This is a genomic window from Pelomonas lactea, assembly GCF_043555885.1.
Taxonomy (GTDB): Bacteria; Pseudomonadota; Gammaproteobacteria; order Burkholderiales; family Burkholderiaceae_C; genus Pelomonas; species Pelomonas lactea.
In genome coordinates this window covers 100,713-122,817 of record NZ_JBIGHX010000001.1, presented here as the reverse complement: position 1 = coordinate 122,817, position 22,105 = coordinate 100,713, and the positions used below count along the sequence as shown (strand labels likewise).

Sequence of the window (22,105 nt, the reverse complement as noted above, 5' to 3'; positions counted from 1 at the left end):
CACGGCGGCCGGCGCTAGGCTGGGCGCATGACCAGGCCAGCCCCCTCCCGTGCCTGGGGGTTGTCGCGCCCCCCGGGGGCCAGCGCGGGCGCCAGCCGCGAGATGCAGCGCTGGCGTTGGCCCGTGCTGGCGGCGCTGCTGTGCACCATCCCGGCCTTCTACATCGAGCTGCTGGAGCAGTTGCCGACGCCGCTGGCCACGGCGATCTACCTGCTGGCCGCCGGCCTGCTGGGGTTGGCGTTGTGGCGGGTGTGCCGCCTGCTGGACCATCCGCGCCAGCACCTGCGACGCAATGCGCTGGACCTGGCGCTGATCGGCGGCTTCGTGCTCTCGGCACTGCTGCCGGCCAGCGTGGCGTCTCCGCTGAGCCTGGCGGTGCGTCTGGCTGTTGCATTGCTCAGCGTGGTGCGCATGGCCTGGATGCTGCGCCCATGGCTGACACGGGGCGGCCTGGTCTATCTGCTGTTGCTGGCGTTTGCCGTGCTGTGTTTCTGCGGCGTCGGGTTCTGGGCGCTGGAACCACGCGTCCTGACGCTGGGCGACGGGCTGTGGCTGGCGTTCACGACCGCGGCCACGGTGGGCTACGGTGACATCGTGCCCAGCACACCGGCGGCCAAGATCTTCTCTGTCTTCGTCGTGCTGCTGGGCTACGCGGTGCTGTCGCTGGTCACGGCGGCCATCGCGGCCATGTGGGTCGAGACGCGCGTCGAAACCACCGAGCGGCGCGTGGAGCACGACATCCTGCGTGAACTGCATGCCGAGGTCGGTGCGCTGCGGCGCGAGATCGCGGCGCTGCGCGGTGGGCCGCCCGGTGCCGGCGGCCGGTAGACGGCTTCAGTGCGGCAGCGGGGCTGCGCTGCCGGTCCAGCGCAGCAACTGCATCAGGTTGGGTGCCTGCGTCTTGCCCAGCAGACTGCGCACATGGCTGCGCACGGTGCTGACGCACAGCCCCAGGTGGCGCGACGTCGCGTCCACGGGTTCGCCGTCGGCCAACAGCAGCAGCACATGGCGTTCGGCCTGGCTGAGGCGGCACTGGCGGGTCAGCGCATCAATGCGCGCCGCCTGCGTGAGCGCGGGCTGGTCCAGGTGCACGGCCAGCAGCACGCTTTGCAGCGGCCAGTCGCAGGCCTGCGCGATGGCCGGCGCCAGCGGCGCCGCATGCAGCCAGCCGGTAGCGAGGCTGGGGGTGAACCACAGGCCTGTGCGGGACGACGTGCCCTGCACGGCCTGGGTCAGCACCTCGCCGAGCTGGGCGGCGCCGAGCTGGCCCAGGCTCATCAGGTGGTCGGCGCGGACCTGGCCCAGCTGTTCGGCCAGCAGGCGCTCGGCGCTGGTGTTGGCGAACAGCAGGCGGCGGTCGCGCAGCAGTACCAGCAGCGGCTGGGGTAAGGCGCCCAGCACGACATGGGCCCGGGCCTGGATGGCCGGGTGTTGATCGGAGATGTCGGTGTAGAGAGCTTGCAGCATGGGACCACCATGGAGGAGGGTATTGGGCCTGTTCCGGTCCATTGAGATGAGGCGGCGCCTGAACGGGGCCAGGTGCGCCGCTCAGGCGGCCCGAGGTTCGGTGCAGTCGCGAGGCACGCCGGCTGCCCATATCGGCGGGCTGCGCAGCACGCTGCTCATGGGCGGCAGACCCGCGGCCAGCCGCACCAGGTCTTCAAGCCGGCCGGCGCCCAGCTTCTCGCGGATGGACCCCACCTGGGAGCGCAGCGTGGCCACCGCGACGCCGCGTTCGCAGGCAATCGCTTCCACGCGCTGGCCGGCCAGAAGGCCGACGAGCACCTGCTGTTCGGCGCCGGTCAGGGCGTAGAGGCTGCCCAGCATTTCCAACGCCAGCGTCGGCGCGGGCTGGCGGCGGCCCAGCATCACCAGAGCCCAACGGGGCTGCTGCCCCAGCGGCATCACCGAGACCATCAGCCGTTGGGTGCCGTCGCTCAGGGCCAGCATCTGACGCTGGCGGCTCAGCGTGGCTGCATGCAGCGCGGCCTGCCACTGGCGCAAGGCGGGTTGGGCGTCTGCCGCGAGATAGATGAGCCCAGTGTTGTCGACCGCCAGCGGTCGCCCGCTCAGCAGTTCGCGCCGCGCCACGTTGTTGGCCAGGGCCAGCCGGCCGGTCTCGCTGCAGACGATGACGCCGGTGTCCAGCTCTTCCAGGATCTCGGCGAACTCGGACGTGTCCAGGCCGGCTGGTCGCACCAAGGGCGTGGTGGCGCTTGGAAGCGGACGGGCAGGGCGCAAGCCGGTCGTGGCGGGGGCGGTGCCATCGGTTCGTGTCGGCGAATCAAGCATGCAGTTCTCCTACCAGTTGTGCATGCAGTCTCTGGCGACGCGCCGAAATAATCCTTACGCGCTTGCTAAGGAAGCTCTAAACGTTGCTAAGTGAAACCGAGGGAGGGAGTCCATGCCCGCATGCCAATGGGACAGCAAGAGCAGTCCGCCACCGTTCGACGCGTTTCACGTCGAGACCATCGTCGACCCATTCACGCTGCGGGACGTGGTGGGCATGGTGCGCCATCCTGGCTGGCCCTACGTTGTCCACAACGTCCTTGGCGATTTCAACGAGGGTTGTTGTCGCATCGGGCTTGAGTACCTGGATGCTCTGCAGGCAGCGCTTCAGTTCAGGCCGGGGGAGTGGCTGCATCCCGAAATTCGGAAGGCGCTTGAGCAGACGGGCAGTGCCGAGCGAAGTGGCTTCGGCTGGCTGCCATGCACCGAGCTGGCGCCGCCTAAGAGCATCCGTCGTCCCCTAGGTTCGTTCTTGGTCGAGCGCCGTGCCGCGGCAGGTGCGCCGGCCGTCACGCCCAGTCTGCTGGTGCTGCTGGCAGGCTCGGTGGACACGAAGACGCAATTGCAGGTGGGCAGTGACATGGGGTTGCGCATCGTGATGCAGTTGCACGAGGGCAACGAGGTTCGCATCCATGGTGTCACTTTGGCGGGGCTGACCACGCGCCGTGCCCTGGAGGTTGTGCCGTGGCAGAGCTTGGCGGGCGAGCCGGACTTCAACCTCGTGAGCGATGTACGCAAGGAGATCGGGCGCGGGCTGGACTGCGAGGGTGCGGTCTGGGTTGCCAACATCGAGAAGACCGACCGTGCCGATGCGCCGCCCAACCGCTTGACTGCATCGGGCTATGCGTTGCGGTGGCCGCAGTCGGCAAAGGGGCGGCCTTCGAAGCGCGCCGCCCGGGCGCTCACCTACGACTTTCGCGTCGAGCTCGCGGTCGACTCGGGCTCGCGCACCGTGAAGCTCGTGGAGATTCATCGCGACCTGGTGATCGGTGCCGGCGTCGCCGAGACGAAGCCGAGGACGTTGAGCTGCTTCGTCCAGGATGCCGCGTCCCGGGAGTCGCCACTCCCTGCCGGGAAGTTGGTGCCGGACCTGCCATATCTGCAACGCCCTCGAGATTCGCTGGCTCGGCGGCGTACCACCTTGAGCGACGATGAGCTCGGCAGCTTCAGGGATGCCGTGGACGCCGAGCTGGTGGCGGGCGACCTGCTGAAGTTCAGCGACGCAGATCATGCCGGGCTCTTCGAAGTCCGGGCGGCCAGCGCCCGCAGCACGGCCAGGCTGGGCGGTTGCACGGTCGCCTCCAAGGGCGAGGTGGTCACGGCTGGCGACGATACCGAACCGCCGGTCAGGTCCGACCAGCAGGCAGCGATCGACGCCCATCTGCGGGCGGCCGAACTGTTCAGCCGCATGCTGGCCTACGGGCTCAGTCCGGGTGAGTACTTTCGGTTTGCACGCCTGCCGCTGGTGCACCGGGTGCGGCCGGCTATGCGCTGGGCGCCCGACGGCGAATTGCCCAGCGCCGAAGTACGCCCTTTCCTGGGCGACCTCAACGGCACCGATGGGCATCCACTGCCAAGTGATCCCTTGCAGTTGCTGGTGAACTACGGATCGGCCGATCCCGTGCACCGCCGCAAGCTGCACTTGACGGCCGACGACGGCCACCAAGGCCCAATGGTCGGCCGGCTGAAGGCCCAGTACCTCAGCGTCGCCAGCGACCCGCGCTGGGCCTGGCACGAGTTCGGCCATGTGCTGAACTTCGCCAGCACCGGCGAGCTGGAGTTTCCGTTCGCTCACAGTGCTGGCGACGCACTGGCCGCCATCGTGGCCGACCCGATCTCGCGGCTTGCTGCCGGCGCAGATCCCGACGCGCCGATCCGTTACGTCACCTACCCGTGGGTCGAGGTGCCTGGTCGCAGCCATGGCCGCTCGCCGCTGGGCAGCTACGCGTGGTGCGGCTGCCGTAACCTGACGCGGCTGGACTTCACCGCGTCACTGGAGCGGTATCACCACAGTTACTTCGGCGAGCAGTTGATGTCGTCGTCGCTGTTCCGGCTGTACCGCAGCCTGGGTGGGGACACGCGCGATCAGGACGCATCTGATGCGCAGGCGCTCGAGGACGAGCTGACGCGCCTGTCGGCATCGGACTACTGCGTCTACCTGATCATGCACGGCATCTCGCTGCTGGGCCCAGACACACTGGCGCCGGCGCGGACGGCCGATCAGTTCGTCGGTGCGCTGATCGACGCCGATCTGGGCACGGGGGCCTGGAACGTCGAGGCCGCCTGGCCCTTCAACCTCAATGCTCGCAGCGTGCGGCGCCAGGGCGGGCGCGTGCACAAGGTCATCCGGTGGGCCTTCGAGCAGCAGGGGTTGTATGCCACCGACGATCCGCGCGACACCGCTGAGGGGCCCGGCAAGCCGCCACGCGTGGACGTCTTCATCGCCGACCGCCGGGGCGACGATGGCCGCGCTGGCGATGGCGGCTATGCACCGGTGCCGCTGCGCGTCGGTGCAAACGAACGCTGGCATGCGCACCGTGATTGGATCAAGCGGGCTGGCGCGCAGCTCCTCGTGAGAGTGGGCAATCGCGGGGCGCAGCCCGCTGCTGGCACGGTCGTGCAGTGGTGGTGGACGTCGGACACCCCTTCAGCCAGCCGCGTGCGCTGGGTGGCCGCGAAGAGCGCCGTCAGGCCGCAGTCCGTCGCCGGCGGTGGCAATGTGGAATTCAGGCTGCAGGCCCCATCTGGAACCGCTGATGCCGCGTGGGTGCTGGTGAGCGTCCATGCGCCCGCCGACCCGTCCAACCTCACCGCCGAAGCGCCGCCGTCGACGTGGGCCGAGGTGCTGGAACTGGTGGCGCACGACAACAACTTGGCGCTGGCACCGCTCTAGCTAGGGCGGTACCGGCAGAACGACCAACGGGCCCGCGGGCCCGTTTTTCATCGCGCCGCTTGGCTACAGCTCAGGCCACTCGGCCTTGGCGCGTGCCAGCACCGCTTGCAATGCGGGCACGGGAAACGCGGCATCTGCGGGGGCGCAGCGATCCCAGACCAGCGCCGCCAGGCGGCGGCCAGCGGCGCTGTCGCTGGCGTAGTGGACGCCCAGGCGTTCGCGGCCCTTGGCGATGCGCCAGGCCAGCCACAGCAGCGGCGATCGCTGGTTCTCGCCGTAGTGCAGCGCCAGGAAATCACTCTTGGTGGGCTTGTCGCCTCGGCCGCCGTTCGGCGCGAACACACCGAAACGCTGGGCGATGCCTTTCACCTCCAACAGAAGCAGTGCCGTCAGGTGCGCCACCGTCGAGTGGCCGCTGGGGAAGGACGGATGCTGCGGCGGGCCCCAGGGCGGGGTCAGCCCCGGACACAGGAAGGAAGGACGCACGCGCCGATAGTGCGACTTGTATTGCATCTTCACCAGGTTGCCGATGGCGCTGGCGCAGTTCATCAGCTCCATCGTCCACGGCTTGTTGACCGGGTTGATGCCCATCAGGTGCACGAAGTAGGGCACGATCTGGCCCGACTGCTGGGCCAGTTCCTCCAGGTAGCGCATGCGGTCGTCGCGCATCAGATCGACCATCTCGTCGAGTTCTCGCCTGACCACCAGTGCCGCGGCAACGCATTCGTCGCGGCCTCCAGGCTTCGCGGGGCGCCACATCAACAGGCCCTCGTCTCGCTCGAACTCCAGTTGCATCTCCGAAGGCTCGGACGGCGCGTAGCGATCGGTGGATGTCGGCTTTGCCCGCCAATGCTCGTGAAAGCGCGCGAACTCGCGGGCGGCCATCACCGACGGGGCGCCAAGGTTCAGATCCTGCAGCCATTCGGTGAGTTGGGGGTCGAAGTCCAGGGACCAGAAGCGCAGCGCGGGGTCCCAGTCGCCGGGCTGCCATTCCAGCGGCTTGTCAGGGTACGCGTAAGGGTTGATGCGCAGCGCATCGGGGAACGATGGCCAGCCGTCGCCCTCGGCGAAATCCATCACCCAGGGCAGCGGCGACAGGCCAGCCGGCGTCGCGTACTCGAAGCGGGCCACCTGCCCGTAGCCGCCGATGAAGCCGCTGCCCGTGGCGCCGCCGGCACCCGTGTTGTGCGCCGCCACGGCCACCGGCACCGCGACCGCGGTGGCCGCCATGGAGGGCATCACAAAGGCGCCAACGTTCGCCGACACATTCGGCGACACATTGGGTGACACATTGGGAGAGACGTTCGGCGAAACGTTGGGGGAGACGTTGGGCGACACGTTCGGGGAAACGTTTGGCGACACGTTGGGAGAGACGTTCGGCGAGACGTTGGGTGACACGTTGAAGCTGTAGGGACTGTTCTGGGCATTCCAAACCATGTCTTCCTCCTGGGGTGAATGAAGCGGTGCTGACGTCAGCCCGGCAGCCCGGCCAGGCGCAGCGCGGACAGCAGGTCGGCCAGATGCGGGCGCTGAAGCGGTGACCAGCGCCCGAACTCCTCCACCGAGAAGCCCGGGCAGTCGATGAGCAACTGATCGGCCAGCGCGCGCGCCTCGGCGAGTTCACCGGTCCTGGCCAGTGCGGCGATCTGCAGCCGGCGCGCGCCGTTGAAGCCGGGGTTCAGCCGCAGCGCCTTGCCGAGCCAGCCGGCGGCCTCGTCGTAGCGGCGGGCCACGAAACTGGCGCCGCCGCAGATGGTGAGATGCCAGAACAGGTGCTGGTCGAACGGGCTCAGGCGCATCGCGCGGTCCAGGCGCTCCAGTGCCTCCTCGGCGCGGCCGACATAAAACAACGTGGCCGCGCTACGCGCCCAGGCGGCCGCGCAGCTGGGGTTCAGCGTCAGGGCCTTCTCGAACAAGTCCAGCGCCTCGTCATGCTGCCTCTGCAGCGACAGCATGTAGCCCGCCACCGAGAGCACCCAGGCGTCGCGCCCGTCCAGCCGGACCGCCTGCAGCGCATGCTCCAGCGCCAGATGACCTTCCCGGCCATTGGGGCTGGACTGGCCGTCGAACTGCCGCAGGCTGTACCACCAGGCCAGATGGGCATGGGCCTGGGCATAGCCGGGGTCCAGCTCGACGGCGCGCAGCAGCAGGCTGCCCGCAGCATCGAACTCAGGTGCGCCAAGCTTGTGCATCCCGGCCAGCGCGCGCAACACGCAGTCGTAGGCGTCATGGCTGTCGGTGGGGCGCTGGCGAGCCTGGGCCACTTCCTCGTCCTGCACCTGGGGGGCCGCGGCAGCGGCCACCTTGGCGGCAATGTCGGTCTGGAAGGCGAACAGGTCTTCGACGACGCCGTCGAAAGGCTGCTGCCACAGTACCCGCTGGTCGGCGGCGTGGATCAGGCTGACGTGGATGCGCACATGCGAGCCGGCGCGTCGCACACGGCCCGTCACCAGGTAGCGCACGCCCAGTTCGGCAGCTATCGCAGCGGGGTTCAGGTCGTGGCCGCGATAGCGCAGGGTGGAGCCGTGGGCAATGACGAACAGCGCGCGGTTCAGGGACAGCGTGGCGATGATCTCCTCGGTGACACCCTCGCCGAAGTAGGCGTCGGCAGCCGGGCCTTCCGTGGCGAACGGCAGCACCGCCAGCGACGCCACCCGCACGCCGGCCGGGCGCAGCGCCGTGACGATGTGGCGCCGCGCGCCGGCCGAGATGCGCAGCACATTCACCGGCCGCTGCGATTTCTGCATGACGCGCTGGCCCAGCGGCTCGAAGCTCACCGCGATCTTGTCGGCGACAAAGTCGCACACCTTCTGGGTGGTCAGGATCTCGTCGTGCACGGCGCTGAGTTGAAGGTCGGCCGCCACGTTGACGCCGTCGCCGACCAGTTTGCCGTCGTCCACGATCACGTCATCCACAGCAATGCCGATGCGCACATGGAAAGCCGGGTTCTCTGCCGGGTCCGCGGCCTGGCGGCGTTCCGCCAGCGCTTCCTGCAGCTCGACGGCCCAGGCCACCGCCTCCACGGCGCTGCCGAACTCCAACTGCAGCCGCTCGGCCGTGAGCTCAATCGCGCGGCCGCCGAACTGCGGCAGGCTGCGCTCGATCAGGTCGACGCGGATGCGCTTCCACGTGGTCGCTGCGCGGGTGGGGTCACGCGACACCAGGCGCGGCCAGCCCACCACCTCGGCCTGCACGATGACGGCCAGCCGCCGCTGCAGGCGGGGCGCCGTGTCGTCGCGCCCGCCGGGTGTGGGTTGCTCGGGGGCTGGCGTGTCCACGGGCGTGGCCTTGAGCCGGTAGCCGCGGCCGGTGACGGTGACGATGGTTTCGTGGCCCAGCACGCGCCGCAGCGCGGAGATCTGCACCGTCAGGTTGTTCTCTTCCACCACCACGCCGGGCCAGGCCAGGTCCAGCAGTTCGGCTTTGCTGACGACGCGCTCGGCGCGCTCGGTCAGCGCCAGCAGCACGTCAAAGGCGCGCGCGCCGATGCCCACTGGCGCGCCACCCACGATCAGCTGGCGCGCCTCCGGCCGGATCTCGAATTGCTGGAACACCCTCACCTGTGTCACCCGACGGCTCCTCAAAGCTCTTGTTCGTTGTGGCCTGCCGCAGCGCGGACAGGCGCGCGTCATCAGCGATGCGGATGACGCGCCAGTTCGGCCCGCCTAGCTTAGGCCATCGCGCTGACGGCAGCGTGGCAGAAGCAACCACAACATCAGGAGAGGAGCGAGACATGGCCCGAGTACCCTTGCAGGACCCCACGGGCGCCGCCGGCATCACGATGACCGACGTGCTGTCGCTGAACCGCAGCGTCTGCCTGTACGGTGTGTGCATCACGGACCTGTCGCCGCGCGGAGACCTCGGGCTGGGTCTGGACCCGGAGGGTCCGGTGGGCTTTGCGCTCGTGAGAGGCTATCGCCGCAACGGCCAGTTCCGGCGGCTCGACGAGGCGCTGGTGCTGAGCGTCTTCGGTGAGGGGCGTGCCAGCGAGCCGGACGACGTCGATGCGCTGGCCGGCGAGCGCCTATGGGAGGTGGCGCTGGCCGACCGGCTGCTGCGGCTGGAGATGCAGCAGGGCAGCCTGGCGGCCTTGCTCAACGTCGAATAGCGTCAGCCACGCGCCGCATCCACCGCCAGCAACCCGTCAAAGATCAACCCTTCGACCAGTTCATGCGGCGCATCCAGCGCCGGCGCGACCTTCCAGCCGGCGCCGCCAGTCATCAGCAGCAGCGGCTCGCGGCCTTCACGCTGGCGCAGCAGGCGGTGCATGCGCTCGATGGCGCCGGTGATGGCGAAGGTGCCGCCCGTCGTCAGTGCGTCGCTGGTGTTGGTGGGGAAGTCGCGCACCTCGCCGGTGGGCACGCGCAGGCCGGCGGTGCCGCCTTCCAGCGCGCGCAGCATGATGCCGTGACCCGGCAGGATCAAGCCGCCGAGAAACTGGCCGTCGGTGGACAGCGCGTCCACCGTCACCGCTGTGCCTACCATGACGGTCAGCACCGGGCCTTCGAAGCCGCGCTTCCTGGCGTGCGCGTGCGCGCCGATGACGGCCACCCAGCGGTCGGCGCCCAGGCGGGTGGGGTGGTCGTAGCCGTTGCGGATGCCAGCCGCCTCGGCTGACGGCACGACCCAACGCGGCGTCAGGTCCCAGTGCTCCATCTGCTCCTCGACGCGGCGTCTTACCGCGTCGCCGGCGACGTTGCTGCCCAGCACGCGCGTGGGCGGGGCCAGGCCTTGCCAGTCCTCGTCGGCCAGGCGGTCGATGTTCTCCAGGAAGACGGCGCCGTGCTGCAACGGCGGGCTGCCGGGCTCGGCGCCGCTCGCGTAGACGGCCCATTTGAGCCGGGTGTTGCCGATGTCGATGGCCAGAAAGCTCATGGTGGGCCGTGGCGTGAACGATGCCGCGAGCCTACCAGCAGGTGTTGCTGTGCCACCCGGGGGTTTCTGCTTCAATCGTCAGCTTCGCGCGTGCCCTCCAGGAGACTTTCCATGCTGCGTCGCCTCCGCATCCAAGCCCGGCTCTGGCTGGCCTTCGGCCTCATCCTGCTGCTGACCGCAATGCTGGCGGTCGTTGGCGGCTTCGGGCTGAACGTATCGCAGAAGGCCATCCAGGGCATCACGCAGAGGCTCATCCCGGCGTCCAACGTCACGGTCGCGGCGCGCAGCTACCTGCTGCAGAGCAAGACGGCGACGTCGACGATGGTGGCTTCCATCTTCAACAAGGAAGGCACCGCCCGCGCCCGCAAGGACTGGGAGGCCATGCAGGCAGGGCTGGACAAGGCCATGGATGAGTTCGGCGCCATCTCCACCGAGGAGAAGGGCAAGCAGGGCCTGGTCAAGTTCCGCGGCCTGATGGCCGACTACCGCAAGGCCGTGCTGCCGGTGGCCGACAAGCTGACCGCTGACGGTTACCCCGATGCGCAGGAAGCGTTCGAGGCCATGAAGGGCGCCGATGCCGCCTACGACCCCGCGCTGGCGATGCTCAACAACATCGAGAGCGACCTGAAGGCGCGCGGCGACGCCGTCTTCACGCAGGTCAACAGCCTGGTGAGTGGCGTCTCCGTCGCCTTCATCGTCGCCTTCGTCGCTTGCGTCGTCATCGGTGGCGCGCTGGCGGTGCGCATCTCGCGCTCCATCATCGGCCCGCTGATGGCGGCCAAGGGCTTTGCCGAGCGCATGGCCGGTGGCGACCTGTCGCGGGCGCCCGAGGTCAGCGGCACCGACGAGTCCGCCGAGATGATGCTGGCGCTGGTGGCGATGCAGAAGTCGCTGTCCGGCATCGTGGGTCAGGTGCGCGAGTCGGCCGAGAGCATCCAGGTCGCGTCTACCGAGGTGGCCACCGGCAACATGGACCTGAGTCAGCGTACCGAGCAGACCGCGTCCAACCTGCAGCAGGCGTCCAGTTCCATGAGCGAGCTGACCGGCACCGTCAGCCAAAGCGCCGACTCGGCGATGACGGCCAAGCAGCTGGCCGGCGCCGCGGCCGAGACGGCGGGGCGTGGCGGCGAGGTGGTGTCGCGCGTCGTCAGCACGATGGGCGAGATCAACACGGCCAGCAAGAAGATCGCCGACATCATCGGCACCATCGACGGCATCGCGTTCCAGACCAACATCCTGGCGCTGAACGCGGCCGTGGAGGCGGCGCGTGCCGGCGAGCAGGGCCGCGGCTTTGCCGTCGTGGCCGGCGAGGTGCGGCTGCTGGCGCAGCGCTCGGCGGAAGCGGCGCGCGAGATCAAGGCGCTCATCAGTGCCAGCGTCGAGCGCGTCGAGGCGGGCACCCATCTCGTCAACGATGCCGGCACGACGATGACCGACATCGTCGGCTCGGTGCAGCGCGTCACGGACATGATCGGCGAGATCAGCGCCGCCGCGGCCGAGCAGAGCCAGGGCATCGCGCTGGTCAATGGCACCGTGAACGAGCTGGACCAGATGACGCAGCAGAACGCCGCCCTGGTGGAGCAGTCCGCCGCGGCAGCTCAATCGCTGAAGGAGCAGGCGGTGAGGCTGGCGGGGCTGGTGTCCAGCTTCAAGCTGAGCTGACGAGCGATTCGATGTGGCCGGCCGCCGCGTGCGCGGCCACCTCGCCGACCACCAGCAGCGCCGGGCTGCGCAGGCCCTCGCGGGCGATGCAGTCCGGCAGGCCGGCCAGCGTCGTCACCGCGTGCTGCTGGCGCGCCGTGTGGGCGGCGCTGACGATGGCCGCGGGCAGGTCGGGCCGCAGGCCGGCGGCCAGCAGCTGCGCGGTGATGTGCGCGGCGCGGGCCACGCCCATGTAGATGACCAGCGTGAGCCCCGTGCGCGCCAGTGCCGCCCAGTCGGGTTCGGCGCGTCCTTCGCCAGGGTGTCCGGTCACGAGGATGACGCCGGGCGACGCGCGCCGGTCGGTGACCGGGATACCCACCGCAGCCGGTCCGGCGATGCCGCTGGTGAGGCCCGACACGACCTCCACGTCCAGGCCGGCGGCGCGCAGCGCGTCGACTTCCTCGCCGCCACGGCCGAAGACGAACGGGTCGCCGCCCTTCAGGCGCACGACGCGGTGGCCGGCTTGCGCCTCACGGATCATCAGCGCGTGGATGAAGTGCTGGTCGGTGCTGATGCAGCCGCCGCGCTTGCCGACGCGCAGCAGCCGGCCCTTGACGAGGGCCAGCACGCGCGGGTCGATGAGGTCGTCGGCCAGCACGACATCGGCCGCCTCGATGCGCTTCACGGCGCGCACGGTCAGCAGTTCCGGGTCGCCGGGACCGGCGCCGACGAGGGAAACGATGGAGGTCATGCGGGAACTTCCTCGGGTGTGGCGGCGACGAGCCGTCGCAACGCCGGCAGGCAGGAGCCGCATTGCGTGCCGCATTTCTTCTCGCCCTGCAGCTGCGCCAGGCGCTCGGCCGGCGTGCCGCTGCAGCGCTGCAGCGTGAAGCGGATGACGTCCTCGCGCACGTCGAAGCAGTTGCAGACCTGCGGGCTCGCGGGCGCGGTGGTGGCGGGTGGCGCGTCGGGGGACAGCAGCCAGCGGCCGGCGGCGCTGGCGGCTGCACGCGTGCGCCACAGATCCACCAGCCAGGCGCCCTCGTCCTGCAGGCCCACGCGCAGCAGCGCGCGCAGTGGCGCCCCCTGTGCTTCGCCCGCGTCGAGTGCCAGCAGGCGCAGCCGGCGGCGCTGCGTGTCGGCATAGCGCAGCACGTCGGCGCCGGTCAGGTTCAGCAGCGCCGCCAGTTCGTCGACCAGCGCCGGCGCGGGCGCGTCGGCGCTGGCCGCCTCGAAGGCCCAGCCGACCGACCCCTGAGGGCCCGGCTCGGGCAGGCAGTGCGCGTAGCCGAACTGCGGCATCAGCGTGCGCAGCCGCTCGCGCAGGCGCGGGCCGTCCTCGGGCGCCACCCAGGCGCAGGCGCTGAGCCGCCACGGCAGCTCGGCCGGCTCGATGGCGACGGCGCTGAACTTCAGCTCGGGCTGCTTGGAGTCGGGGCAGAAGGCGCCCTGCGTGACGGCGTTGATGCCCAGCTGCGCGCCGATGAACTCGTCGCCCCAGTGCATCGCGATGTCGGCACCCGAGGATGCGATGTTTCCGTCCAGCGCGAGCGGCAGCACCACCTCGCCGCGCTCCGAGCGCACCCGCACCAGCTCGCCAGCGGTCAGCTGCCGCCGGGCGGCGTCGCCGGGGTGGATGCGTACCAGCGGCCGGCCTTCGTGCGCGAACAGTCGCGGCACGCTGCCGCTGCGGCTCATGCCGTGCCACTGGTCGCGCAGCCGGCCGGTGGTGAGCGCGAACGGGCGCTGAGGCGATGTGGCCTCGGCAGTGGCCGCGAACGAGCGCGCGATGAAGCGGGCCCGGCCATCGGGCGTCGCGAAGCGGCCGTCGGTGTACAGCCGCGGCGTGCCGCCGGTGACGAAGGGCCATTGCTGCGGGCCGGTGGCGTCCAGCAGCGCCCAGCTCAGGCCGGTGATGTCGAGGTCGCGGCCGCGCGTGGCGGCGCGGTGCTCCAGCCACAGGTCTTCGGCGGTGTCTGCGTCGATGCGCGGGGCGCGGCCCAGGCCGGCATCGATCAGCGCGGCGATGTCGCGGGCGATGCGCCAGTCGGGGCGGGCCGCCCCGGCGGCCGGCACCGCGGCGCGCACGCGGCTGATGCGGCGCTCGCTGTTGGTGACGGTGCCTTCCTTCTCGCCCCAGGTGGCGGCGGGCAGCAGGTAGTCGGCGTACCGGGCCGTGGCCGTGTGGGCGAAGGCCTCCTGCAGGATGACCAGCTCGCAGCGCTCCAGCGCCGCGCGCACGGTGGCCTGGTCGGGCATGGACTGGGCCGGGTTGGTGCAGGCAATCCACAGTGCGCGGATCTCGCCGCGCGCGGCGGCCTCGAACATCTCGACGGCCGTGTGGCCGCGCCGGCCGGGCAGGCCCTGCACGCCCCACAGCGCCTCGATCTCGGCCCAGTCGGCCGCGTTGCCGGGGTCGCGGTGGCCGGGCAGTAGCGTGGCCATGCCGCCGCTCTCGCGGCCGCCCATCGCGTTGGGCTGGCCGGTCAGCGAGAACGGGCCCGCGCCGGCGCGGCCGATCTGCCCGGTGGCCAGGTGCAGGTTGATGAGGGCGGTGTTCTTGGCCGTGCCGGCGCTGCTCTGGTTCAGGCCCTGGCAGTACAGGCTCAGCGAGGCGGGCGATGTGGCGAACCATTCGGCGGCCCGCCAGATGTCGGCCTCGGCCACGCCGCAGACCTCGGCCGCGCGGGCGGGCGGCCAGTCGGCCACCAGCGCCTGCAGCGCGTCGAAGCCGGTGGTGGACGCGGCGATGAAGGCCTCGTCCACCCAGCCCCGCGCGATGACGGCGTGCAGCAGCGCGTGGCTCAGCGCCACGTCCGTGCCGGGGCGCAGCTGCAGGTGCAGGTCGGCCAGCTCGGCGGTCTCGGTGCGGCGCGGGTCGATGACGATGAGCTTGTGCGCGGGCTTGCCGCCGCGCGCGGCCTCCAGCCGGCGGAACAGGATGGGGTGCGCCCAGGCCGGGTTGGCGCCGCTGACGAGGACGCAGTCCGCCAGCTCGATGTCCTCGTAGCTGCACGGCGGCGCGTCGGCGCCCAGCGACTGCTTGTAGCCGACGACGGCCGAGCTCATGCACAGCCGCGAGTTGGAGTCGATGTGCGGCGTGCCGATGACGGCGCGGGCCAGCTTGTTGAACGCGTGATAGTCCTCGGTCAGCAGCTGGCCGGAGATGTAGACGCCGATGGCCTCGGGGCCGTGCTGAGCGCGGATGGCCAGCAGCCGCTCGGCGATCTCGCGGTTGGCCTGGTCCCAGCCGATGACCTCGGGCGTGGCGCCGCGGGCCGCGCGCTTTGCCGGCTCGCGCAGGCGCTGGTGCTGCAGCACCACCGGCGTGGCCGTCAGGTGCAGGTTGGTGCCCTTGGTGCACAGGCGGCCGAAGTTGGCCGGGTGGTCGGGGTCGCCGCGCACGCCGGTGATCTGCGCGCCGTCGTGCTCGATGACGACGCCGCAGCCGACGCCGCAGTAGGGGCAGGTCGATTTGGTTTCTTGCATGTTCTTGTGCTGCGTTCAGACCTGGGAGACCTGGCGGGCGAACTGGCCCGTCACGGTCTCCATCACGCTCAGCAGGTTCTCGCTGGCCACGAACACCTCGCCGGCGGCCTTGGGGCCCTGGCTCTGGCCGGCCAGCGCTGCCTGCAGGAAGACCCACTGGCTGCGTGCCAGCTCCAGGTTGGCGCGGATGGCGGGCGTTGTCTCGCGGGCGTCGGCCAGCAGGCGCATCGCGGCTTCGAAATCAGCGCGGGCCTGGGCCGTCTCGCGGCGCACCAGGTCGGGCCTCGCGCCTTGCTGGTCGGCGAGGAAGAACAGCGCCAGCCGCTGCGACAGCATGCGCTGGCGTCCGGCCAGGTTGACCAGCATCGCGCTGGCCTCGCCGGAGCGCTCCTGCAGCTGGGCGGTGGCCACCTGGGCCAGGCTCAGCATCTCGCCCGAGGTCTTCAGAAGCTCGTCCACGCGTTCGCGGCTGGGCGAGCTCTGCAGCAGTGCGCGGTAGTCGGCGAAGCGGTGTTGCATCGCCTTGTAGCTGCCGGCGATCTCGGGCGTGGGCGCGAAGGCCAGCAGCTCCGTCAACTGCGCCTCGAAGCGCGCCTCGCTGGCCTGCAGCACCTGGCGCGCCCGGTCCGCCAGCTCGGGGCGCAGCTGGCCCAGCCAGGCCTTGCCCATGCGCTGGCTCAGCATGCGCTGCGCGCCGGCCTTGTTGATGGCATCGCCCAGCTGCGCGATGCGCGCATGGGCCGCGGGGAGGGCGCCGGCCAGGGTCAGGCCGGCCAGCAGCGCGTGACGCCGATTCATGCTCATGTCGCGGTCCTCAGGCGACGCATGCGCGTGCGTTGGCGTAGTCCTCGCCGAACATCAGCCGGTCGCGGATGCCGCTGATGTCGCGCTTCTCGCGCAGCAGCCTGAAGTACCAGCTGCCGTCCACCGTGTCGCCGTACAGGCAGGCACCCACCAGCTGGTCGTTCTGGATCACCAGCTTCTTGTAGACGCCCGTCAAGGGGTCGCTGAGCACGATTTCCTCGGTGCCGGCGCCGCCGCTGAAATTGCCGGCCGAGAACAGGTCGATGCCGGTCACCTTGAGCTTGGTGGAGACGTCGGAGCCCAGGTAGCGGCCGATGCCCACCTGGGCCAGGTGCGTGGCCAGCACCTGGCCCTGCTCGAACAGCGGCGCTACCAGGCCGTAGGCCACGCCGCGGTGCGCGGCACATTCGCCCACGGCGTAGATGCGCGGGTCGGTGACGGTCTGCATCGTGTCGGTGACGACGATGCCGCGGCTGCACAGCAGGCCGGCCTGTTCGGCCAGCGCGGTGTTGGGGCGCACGCCGGCGGCCATGACGACGAGGTCGGCCGGCACCTCGGCGTTGTCGCCACTGGCAAGCCGCAGCTGCACGGCGCGCACGCGGCCGGTCTCGCCGCCCAGCAGCGCCTGCGTCTGCGCGCCCAGCATGAAGTTCAGTCCGCGCTCGACGAGGGACTGGCGCAGCAGGCCGCCGGCCACGGTGTCGAGCTGGCGCTCCATCAGCGTGTCGACGAGGTGCACGACGGTGACTTGCATGCCGCGCAGCATCAGCCCGTTGGCCGCTTCCAGCCCCAGCAGGCCGCCGCCGATGACGACGGCGTGCTTGTACTTGGTGGCCGTCTCGATCATCGTGTTCGTGTCGGCGATGTCACGGTAGGCGATGACGCCGTCCAGCTCCTTGCCCGGCACCGGCAGCACGAAGGGGTTGGAGCCGGTGGCGATCAGCAGGCGGTCGTACTCGGCCACGGTGCCGTCCGCGGCGATGACGCGGCGGTGCTGGCGGTCGATCGCCGTGACCGCCTTGCCCAGATGCAGCGTGATACCCATCTGCGCGTACCAGGACAGCGGGTTCAGCACGATCTCGTCCAGCGTCTGCTCGCCGGCCAGCACCGGGCTGAGCAGGATGCGGTTGTAGTTGGGGTGGGGCTCGGCGCCGAAGACGGTGATGTCGTAGAGGTCCGGCGAGATCTTCAGCAGCTCCTCCAGCGTGCGCACGCCGGCCATGCCGTTGCCGATCATCACGAGCTTCATCTTCTTCATGCCGCGAACCCCTTACTGCCGAGCTGGTCTGCCACTTGCTTTGCAAGCCATGTGCCAGCGATGAAGCTGGCCTCCAGACCTGCCGCAGCGCGAAAAGCGAACCGCGGCGCCCCACGCCGAAGCGCAATGGAGCCCGGTGAGGGTGCGCTCATCCCGAAAATGGTGCCCCTCGCTCAGCCCGCGCCTGCTGAACGCAGGCGGGCTGAGCGGTCCCCCGAGGGGACGGCGATGCTTGCGGCGTTGAGCCGCAAGCACATCGCCCAGGCGGGCCGGCTTGGGAGCGGCCCGGCGCTCGGCCCGCACAACGCAGAGACCATCCACACCCATGCGCTTCGAACTCGATACCGGCCTGTCCAGCCTGCAGGGCAAACGCGCACGCAATGAAGACTTTGCGGGCGTGCAGGCACCCGCCGCGCACGAGGCCGAGCGGGGCTGGGTGGCGGCGCTGGCCGACGGCGTCAGCGGCGGCGAGAACAGCGCGGGCGATGGCCTGATGGCTGCGCAGACCTCGGTGATGAGCCTGCTGCGCGACTTCCACGCCGTGCCCGCGGACTGGGACAGCAGCGTCGCGCTGGACCGGCTGCTGGGCCATCAGAACGCCTGGCTGGCCGCGCACAACCGCCGCCCCGGCCCCGACGGCCAGCCGCGCGAGGCGTTGACGACGCTGACCGCCGTCGCGCTGCGCGGCCGCCGCTACGCGCTGGCCCACATCGGCGACAGCCGCGCCTGGCTGCTGCGCGACGGCCAGTGCCTGCTGTTGACGCAGGACCACCGCATGGAGCGGCGCGACTTCGCCGGCTTGACGCGCGCGCTGGGTCTGGACGACGCGCTGCGGCTGGACCACAGCGAGGGCGAGCTCAAGGTGGGCGACCGCCTGCTGCTGACCAGCGACGGCGTGCACGGCGCGCTGCGCGGCCGCCAGATTGCCGACCTGCTGCGCGCCACGCCCGGCGCGCAGCCGGCCGCCGACGCGCTGACCGCTGCCGCGCTGGCCGCCGGCAGCCACGACAACGCGACCGCGCTGGTGCTGGACATCAAGGACCTGGCCGACCCCGGTCTCAACGACCTCGCCGCGCTGGGCCGCACGCTGCCCAGCCCCGGCCCTCTGGGCGTCGGTGCGCAACTGGACGGCTACCAGGTCACCGCGCTGGTGGCCGACAACGGCGTACACCGTCTGCTGCAGGCGCGCGAGCTGGCCACGGGCCGGCTCGTCGCGCTGAAGATGCTGCGCCCCGGCCGCGCCGACGACCCCGAGGAGCGGGCCATGCTGGCGCACGAGATCTGGCTGGGCCTGCGCCTGGCCGAGGCGCCGCGCAACCGGCGCGGTGCCGGCGGCGCCAGCAGCGGCTTCGTGCGCGTGCACGCGCCGGCCGATGGCGCCACGCACTTCTATGCCGTGTTCGACTGGCACCAGGGCCACACGCTGGAGCAACTGCTGGCCAAGGGGCCGCTGGATGCGGCGCAGGCGCTGGCGCTGGGCATGGCCGTGGCGCGGAGCTTGAGCCTGCTGCATGCGGCGGGTGTCGTGCACCGCGACCTCAAGCCCGGCAACCTGCACCTGGGCGACGACGGCCAGTGGCGCGTGCTGGACCTGGGCGTGGCGCTGAGCCGCCGCTCATCGGCCGCGGCGCGCGAGCTGCATGCCGGCACGCCCAGCTACATCAACCCCGAACAGTGGCAGGACCCACCGGCGTCGCCCGACGCCGGCTCCGACCTGTTCGCGCTGGGCGTCACGCTCTACCAGGCGCTGACCGGCCGGCTGCCCTATGGCGAGATCGAGCCCTACCAGCTGGGCCGCTACCGGCGCGAGCCCCCAAGCGTCAGCCGGCTGCAGCCCAGCGTGCCCATGCCGCTGGAGCGTGTCGTCATGCGCGCCATCGCGCGCGAGGCCAGGGCGCGTTACGAGACGGCCGAGGAGCTGCTGTTGGCGCTGGAGCGGCTGGCTGCGCGCGACCACCCGGTGGACTCGCCGCGAACCGCCCGCCCGGCGCGCGATGCCGTGTCGGGCTGGCAGATTGCGTTCGGCGTGTCCGTGCTGTTCAACCTGCTGTTGATGGCCTGGCTGGTGTTCCTGCCGCGCTGAATCGCGCGGGCCTCAGACGCGCTGGTAGTGCGTCGGCTCAGCGTCGGCGGCCACCGCCGCGCGGCGGGCGCGGCCGCCCTTCTCGGCCCAGGTGCGCGTCCAGCGGATCTGCATCACGCGCATGACGCCCAGCATCGCCACGGCCAGCACGGCGAAGATGACGAAGCCCCACAGGTAGGTGCCGGCGTGCTGCTTGGACAGGCCCATCAGGTTGGGCACCAGGCCGCCGCCCAGGGCGCCGATCTCGCCGATCATGGAGCCCGCCACGGCGGTGGCCGCGGGCCAGCGCAGCGGCACCAGCTGGAACAGCGCGCCGTTGCCGGCGCCTAGCGCCGCGAAGCAGACGATGAGCAGCAGCGTCGTCAGCACCAGCGAGCCGCTGGCCAGGCCCACGCCGGTCAGGCTGATGGCGACGACGACGAGCACCAGCGTCAGCACGTTGACGCCGCCCAGGCGGTCCGACAGCGCGCCGCCGACGACGCGCACCGCCGCGCCCATGAAGGCCGCCAGCATCGTCAGCTGGCCGGCCTGCACCTTGGAGACGCCGAACTGGTCGTAGTAGTAGGTGGGCAGGAAGGTCGTCAGGCCGATGAAGCCGCCGAAGGTCACGCCGTAGATCAGGCTGAAGGCCCAGCCGTCCTTCTCGAACAGGCAGGCGACGTGCTCGCGCAGGGAGGCGTGCGCGTCGACGTCGGGCGGCTCCTTGGCGAACACGATCATGACGATCATCGGCAGCAGGATGGCCGCGGCGGCGATGGCGTAGACCGTCTGCCAGCCGTAGGCCTGCGCCAGCGGCGGCGCCACCAGCACCGAGACCGCCGTGCCCACGTTGCCCGCGCCCACCAGGCCCATCGCCAGGCCCTTGTACTGCGGCGGGTACCAGCCCGAGCCCAGGCTCAAGGCGACGCCGAAGCTCGCACCGGCGATGCCCAGCAGCACGCCCATGGCCAGCAGGTCGTCGTAGCCTTTCACCATGAAGAAGCCGTACAGCATGGCGATGGCGATCATGCCCATCTCCACCAGCGTCGCGTTCTTGCGGCCGATGTACTGCGACAGCAGGCCCAGCGGGAAGCGCATCAGCGCGCCGGCCATGATGGGAATGGACAGCATCAGCCCCTTCTGGGCCGGCGTCAGGTTGTAGGCCTCGCTGATGAACGGCGCCAGCGCGCCGTTCAGCACCCAGATGCAGCAGGAGAACGCGAAATACAGGAAGGCGGCGAACAGCGTGGGGCTGTGGCCGGCATTTTTGAAACTCAGCGGTGCGGACATCTTGGGCTCTTCGGGCTGGCTGCCACGCGAGCCTGCCCCGCAGTCGTGCCAGGGCGGCAGGACGTTGCAGCGGGAATGCGGCCTGCACCCTTGCAGGCGCCACATCCGCTCAAAGCAAACCCCATGCCTGCAATCGACATGGTGCTGGCCTGGTTCTTGCGCCGTTTTGGGGCGTGAACACCGAAGCCATGTCCGAACCGCTCACCAGTCCCTCGCTGCCACTGCTGATCTGCAGTCCCGACACCCCGCCTTCCGCTGCGTCTTTGCAGGCGCAAGGCTGGCGGGTGTGCACCGTTTCAGAGCCTGCGCCGCCCGATGCCGGGCCGGCTGTGGGCCTGCTCTGGTGCGTGGACCGCACCGCCTTGGCGCAGTTTCTGCACACCGACCGGGCCTTCGGCCTGCCGGTGGTGCTGCTGTCACCGCCACCGGGTGCTGCCGACCGCGAGCGGCTGCTGGCCCGTGGCGTGCTGCAGTGGCTGCCACCTGATGCCGATGCGGCTGCGGTGGAACAGGCGCTGCTGTGGGCGCGTGACCTCGCGGCGCAGCTGCAGGCGCGCGACAGCGCCGCGCAGGCCAAGCTCGACGAGCGCAAGTGGACCGAGCGTGCCAAGGGGTTGCTGATGCAGGCCCGCGGCATCGACGAGGCGGCGGCCTTCGCGCTGCTGCGCAACACGGCCATGCAGACGCAGTCCAAGCTGCCCGAGGTGGCGCGCGGCGTGGTGCACACCAGCGAGCTGGCCGAGGCGCTGGAACGCGCCGGCGCGCAGCGCATGCTGAGCCAGCGCCTCGTCAAGCTGCAGGCCTTGCGCGCGTGGCCGCGGCTTGCGCCGCCGGAGCGCCGCGAAGCGCAGGCGCTGCTGGACGCCTCCGTGGAGCGCGTGGCGGCCAACCTGGCGCGGCTGGGCGAGCTGCTGCGCCACGACCTGGTGGAGGAACTGGCCGCCGTGTCTGCGGCCTGGGCGCAGCTGGACTCGGCGCTGTCCGCCCGCCAGCCCGACCTGGCCCGCAGCGACCGCGCCGCGCAGCGCCTGCTGGAGAGCAGCGAGACGCTGGTGGCGCGCCTGTCCGAGCGCGCCGGCCAGCGCCCCGTGGGGTTGCTGGCGCAGGTGACGCGGCTGCGGCTGCTGAGCCAGCGCCTGGCCAAGGAGGGCCTGCTGACACAGGTGATGCCGGGGCATGACGCCAGCGGCCTGGCGGCGGGGCTGGACGAGTTCATCAAGGCCTACGACGAGGTGCGCGCCGCGCCCCTGGCCGGGCCGGCACTGCAGCCGGCGTTCGCCGCGGTGGACGAGGCCTGGCTGGTGCTGCTGCGCGGCCTGCGCGTGGAGCAGGGCGACGCGGTGCAACGGATGCATCAGGGCAGCGAGCGGCTGCTGCAGGCGCTGGAGGCGTTGATCCGGGCGTTGCAGGGGTCGCTGCAGCTGATCCTCGGGTGAGCTTCGGGTTGCGTCCGGGCGGCATGGTCAGGGAAAGCCATCCGTTCCCGTATTTCGACCCCGAC

15 protein-coding genes and 1 pseudogene are annotated in these 22,105 nt (G+C 70.8%); 6 read left to right on the top strand and 10 right to left on the bottom strand.

The window, feature by feature from the left end:
* Positions 1 to 27 precede the first annotated feature (27 nt).
* The gene (locus tag ACG04Q_RS00510; protein ID WP_394508827.1) at positions 28 to 828 is read left to right on the top strand and encodes a potassium channel family protein; all 801 of its coding nucleotides are present in this window, start codon (positions 28 to 30) and stop codon (positions 826 to 828) included.
* Between the two features lie 6 nt (positions 829 to 834).
* Here the strand turns inward: ACG04Q_RS00510 and ACG04Q_RS00505 are convergent, their stop codons facing one another.
* Both ACG04Q_RS00505 and ACG04Q_RS00500 read right to left on the bottom strand, forming a co-directional pair.
* Complete coding sequence (locus tag ACG04Q_RS00505) at positions 835 to 1,467, bottom strand: helix-turn-helix transcriptional regulator (RefSeq protein WP_394508826.1); 633 nt, start codon at positions 1,465 to 1,467, stop codon at positions 835 to 837.
* A gap of 81 nt (positions 1,468 to 1,548) precedes the next feature.
* Positions 1,549 to 2,199, bottom strand: a complete 651-nt coding sequence (locus tag ACG04Q_RS00500) for a helix-turn-helix transcriptional regulator (RefSeq protein ID WP_394508825.1) — start codon at positions 2,197 to 2,199, stop codon at positions 1,549 to 1,551.
* A 205-nt stretch (positions 2,200 to 2,404) separates the two neighbouring features.
* On the opposite strand from ACG04Q_RS00500, the gene ACG04Q_RS00495 reads away from it, so the two are divergent.
* The gene (locus tag ACG04Q_RS00495) at positions 2,405 to 5,182 is read left to right on the top strand and encodes a hypothetical protein (protein WP_394508824.1); all 2,778 of its coding nucleotides are present in this window, start codon (positions 2,405 to 2,407) and stop codon (positions 5,180 to 5,182) included.
* A gap of 63 nt (positions 5,183 to 5,245) precedes the next feature.
* Here ACG04Q_RS00495 and ACG04Q_RS00490 read toward each other — a convergent pair whose 3' ends face one another.
* Both ACG04Q_RS00490 and ACG04Q_RS00485 read right to left on the bottom strand, forming a co-directional pair.
* On the bottom strand, positions 5,246 to 6,619 hold the full coding sequence (locus tag ACG04Q_RS00490) for a phosphatase PAP2 family protein (protein ID WP_394508823.1): 1,374 nt from the start codon (positions 6,617 to 6,619) through the stop codon (positions 5,246 to 5,248).
* Positions 6,620 to 6,654: 35 nt separating this feature from the next.
* Positions 6,655 to 8,751, bottom strand: a complete 2,097-nt coding sequence (locus ACG04Q_RS00485) for a winged helix-turn-helix domain-containing protein (protein WP_394508822.1) — start codon at positions 8,749 to 8,751, stop codon at positions 6,655 to 6,657.
* 164 nt (positions 8,752 to 8,915) lie between these two features.
* On the opposite strand from ACG04Q_RS00485, the gene ACG04Q_RS00480 reads away from it, so the two are divergent.
* Positions 8,916 to 9,290 carry a hypothetical protein gene (locus tag ACG04Q_RS00480; protein WP_394508821.1) on the top strand — a complete coding sequence of 125 codons (375 nt, stop codon included), beginning with the start codon at positions 8,916 to 8,918 and terminating at the stop codon, positions 9,288 to 9,290.
* A 2-nt stretch (positions 9,291 to 9,292) separates the two neighbouring features.
* Here the strand turns inward: ACG04Q_RS00480 and ACG04Q_RS00475 are convergent, their stop codons facing one another.
* Complete coding sequence (locus ACG04Q_RS00475; RefSeq protein WP_394508820.1) at positions 9,293 to 10,057, bottom strand: type III pantothenate kinase; 765 nt, start codon at positions 10,055 to 10,057, stop codon at positions 9,293 to 9,295.
* A gap of 111 nt (positions 10,058 to 10,168) precedes the next feature.
* On the opposite strand from ACG04Q_RS00475, the gene ACG04Q_RS00470 reads away from it, so the two are divergent.
* Positions 10,169 to 11,719: a methyl-accepting chemotaxis protein gene (locus tag ACG04Q_RS00470; RefSeq protein WP_394508819.1), complete on the top strand. Its 1,551-nt coding sequence runs from the start codon at positions 10,169 to 10,171 to the stop codon at positions 11,717 to 11,719.
* Here ACG04Q_RS00470 and cobA read toward each other — a convergent pair.
* The 4 genes and pseudogenes from cobA to ACG04Q_RS00450 all read right to left on the bottom strand — a co-directional run.
* A complete protein-coding gene (cobA, locus tag ACG04Q_RS00465; protein ID WP_394508818.1) occupies positions 11,706 to 12,452 on the bottom strand; it encodes a uroporphyrinogen-III C-methyltransferase in 747 nt (248 codons plus the stop codon). The two genes, ACG04Q_RS00470 and cobA, sit on opposite strands and share 14 nt — an antisense overlap.
* Entirely contained in the window at positions 12,449 to 15,190 is a 2,742-nt protein-coding gene (locus ACG04Q_RS00460) for a nitrate reductase (RefSeq protein WP_394508817.1), read from the bottom strand. Before ACG04Q_RS00460 ends, cobA begins: the two co-directional genes overlap by 4 nt.
* 15 nt (positions 15,191 to 15,205) lie before the next feature.
* Complete coding sequence (locus tag ACG04Q_RS00455; protein ID WP_394508816.1) at positions 15,206 to 15,994, bottom strand: type IV pili methyl-accepting chemotaxis transducer N-terminal domain-containing protein; 789 nt, start codon at positions 15,992 to 15,994, stop codon at positions 15,206 to 15,208.
* A 43-nt stretch (positions 15,995 to 16,037) separates the two neighbouring features.
* Positions 16,038 to 17,252, bottom strand: a pseudogene (locus tag ACG04Q_RS00450) (NAD(P)/FAD-dependent oxidoreductase); the annotation flags it as partial.
* A 325-nt stretch (positions 17,253 to 17,577) separates the two neighbouring features.
* Here ACG04Q_RS00450 and ACG04Q_RS00445 point away from each other — a divergent pair.
* The gene (locus ACG04Q_RS00445; protein ID WP_394508815.1) at positions 17,578 to 19,335 is read left to right on the top strand and encodes a bifunctional protein-serine/threonine kinase/phosphatase; all 1,758 of its coding nucleotides are present in this window, start codon (positions 17,578 to 17,580) and stop codon (positions 19,333 to 19,335) included.
* Between the two features lie 12 nt (positions 19,336 to 19,347).
* On the opposite strand, the gene ACG04Q_RS00440 is transcribed toward ACG04Q_RS00445, so the two are convergent.
* Positions 19,348 to 20,604 carry an MFS transporter gene (locus ACG04Q_RS00440; RefSeq protein WP_394508814.1) on the bottom strand — a complete coding sequence of 419 codons (1,257 nt, stop codon included), beginning with the start codon at positions 20,602 to 20,604 and terminating at the stop codon, positions 19,348 to 19,350.
* Positions 20,605 to 20,951: 347 nt separating this feature from the next.
* On the opposite strand from ACG04Q_RS00440, the gene ACG04Q_RS00435 reads away from it, so the two are divergent.
* The gene (locus ACG04Q_RS00435) at positions 20,952 to 22,040 is read left to right on the top strand and encodes an ANTAR domain-containing protein (RefSeq protein ID WP_394508813.1); all 1,089 of its coding nucleotides are present in this window, start codon (positions 20,952 to 20,954) and stop codon (positions 22,038 to 22,040) included.
* Positions 22,041 to 22,105: the final 65 nt, after the last annotated feature.

What these genes read in the sequence shown, in the direction of transcription:
- ACG04Q_RS00510 (WP_394508827.1), top strand. Translation starts at nt 28, where the DNA reads ATGACCAGGCCAGCCCCCTCCCGTGCCTGGGGGTTGTCGCGCCCCCCG.
- ACG04Q_RS00505 (WP_394508826.1), bottom strand. Translation starts at nt 1,467, where the DNA reads ATGCTGCAAGCTCTCTACACCGACATCTCCGATCAACACCCGGCCATC.
- ACG04Q_RS00495 (WP_394508824.1), top strand. Translation starts at nt 2,405, where the DNA reads ATGCCCGCATGCCAATGGGACAGCAAGAGCAGTCCGCCACCGTTCGAC.
- ACG04Q_RS00490 (WP_394508823.1), bottom strand. Translation starts at nt 6,619, where the DNA reads ATGGTTTGGAATGCCCAGAACAGTCCCTACAGCTTCAACGTGTCACCC.
- ACG04Q_RS00480 (WP_394508821.1), top strand. Translation starts at nt 8,916, where the DNA reads ATGGCCCGAGTACCCTTGCAGGACCCCACGGGCGCCGCCGGCATCACG.
- ACG04Q_RS00475 (WP_394508820.1), bottom strand. Translation starts at nt 10,057, where the DNA reads ATGAGCTTTCTGGCCATCGACATCGGCAACACCCGGCTCAAATGGGCC.
- ACG04Q_RS00470 (WP_394508819.1), top strand. Translation starts at nt 10,169, where the DNA reads ATGCTGCGTCGCCTCCGCATCCAAGCCCGGCTCTGGCTGGCCTTCGGC.
- cobA (WP_394508818.1), bottom strand. Translation starts at nt 12,452, where the DNA reads ATGACCTCCATCGTTTCCCTCGTCGGCGCCGGTCCCGGCGACCCGGAA.
- ACG04Q_RS00460 (WP_394508817.1), bottom strand. Translation starts at nt 15,190, where the DNA reads ATGCAAGAAACCAAATCGACCTGCCCCTACTGCGGCGTCGGCTGCGGC.
- ACG04Q_RS00455 (WP_394508816.1), bottom strand. Translation starts at nt 15,994, where the DNA reads ATGAGCATGAATCGGCGTCACGCGCTGCTGGCCGGCCTGACCCTGGCC.
- ACG04Q_RS00445 (WP_394508815.1), top strand. Translation starts at nt 17,578, where the DNA reads ATGCGCTTCGAACTCGATACCGGCCTGTCCAGCCTGCAGGGCAAACGC.
- ACG04Q_RS00440 (WP_394508814.1), bottom strand. Translation starts at nt 20,604, where the DNA reads ATGTCCGCACCGCTGAGTTTCAAAAATGCCGGCCACAGCCCCACGCTG.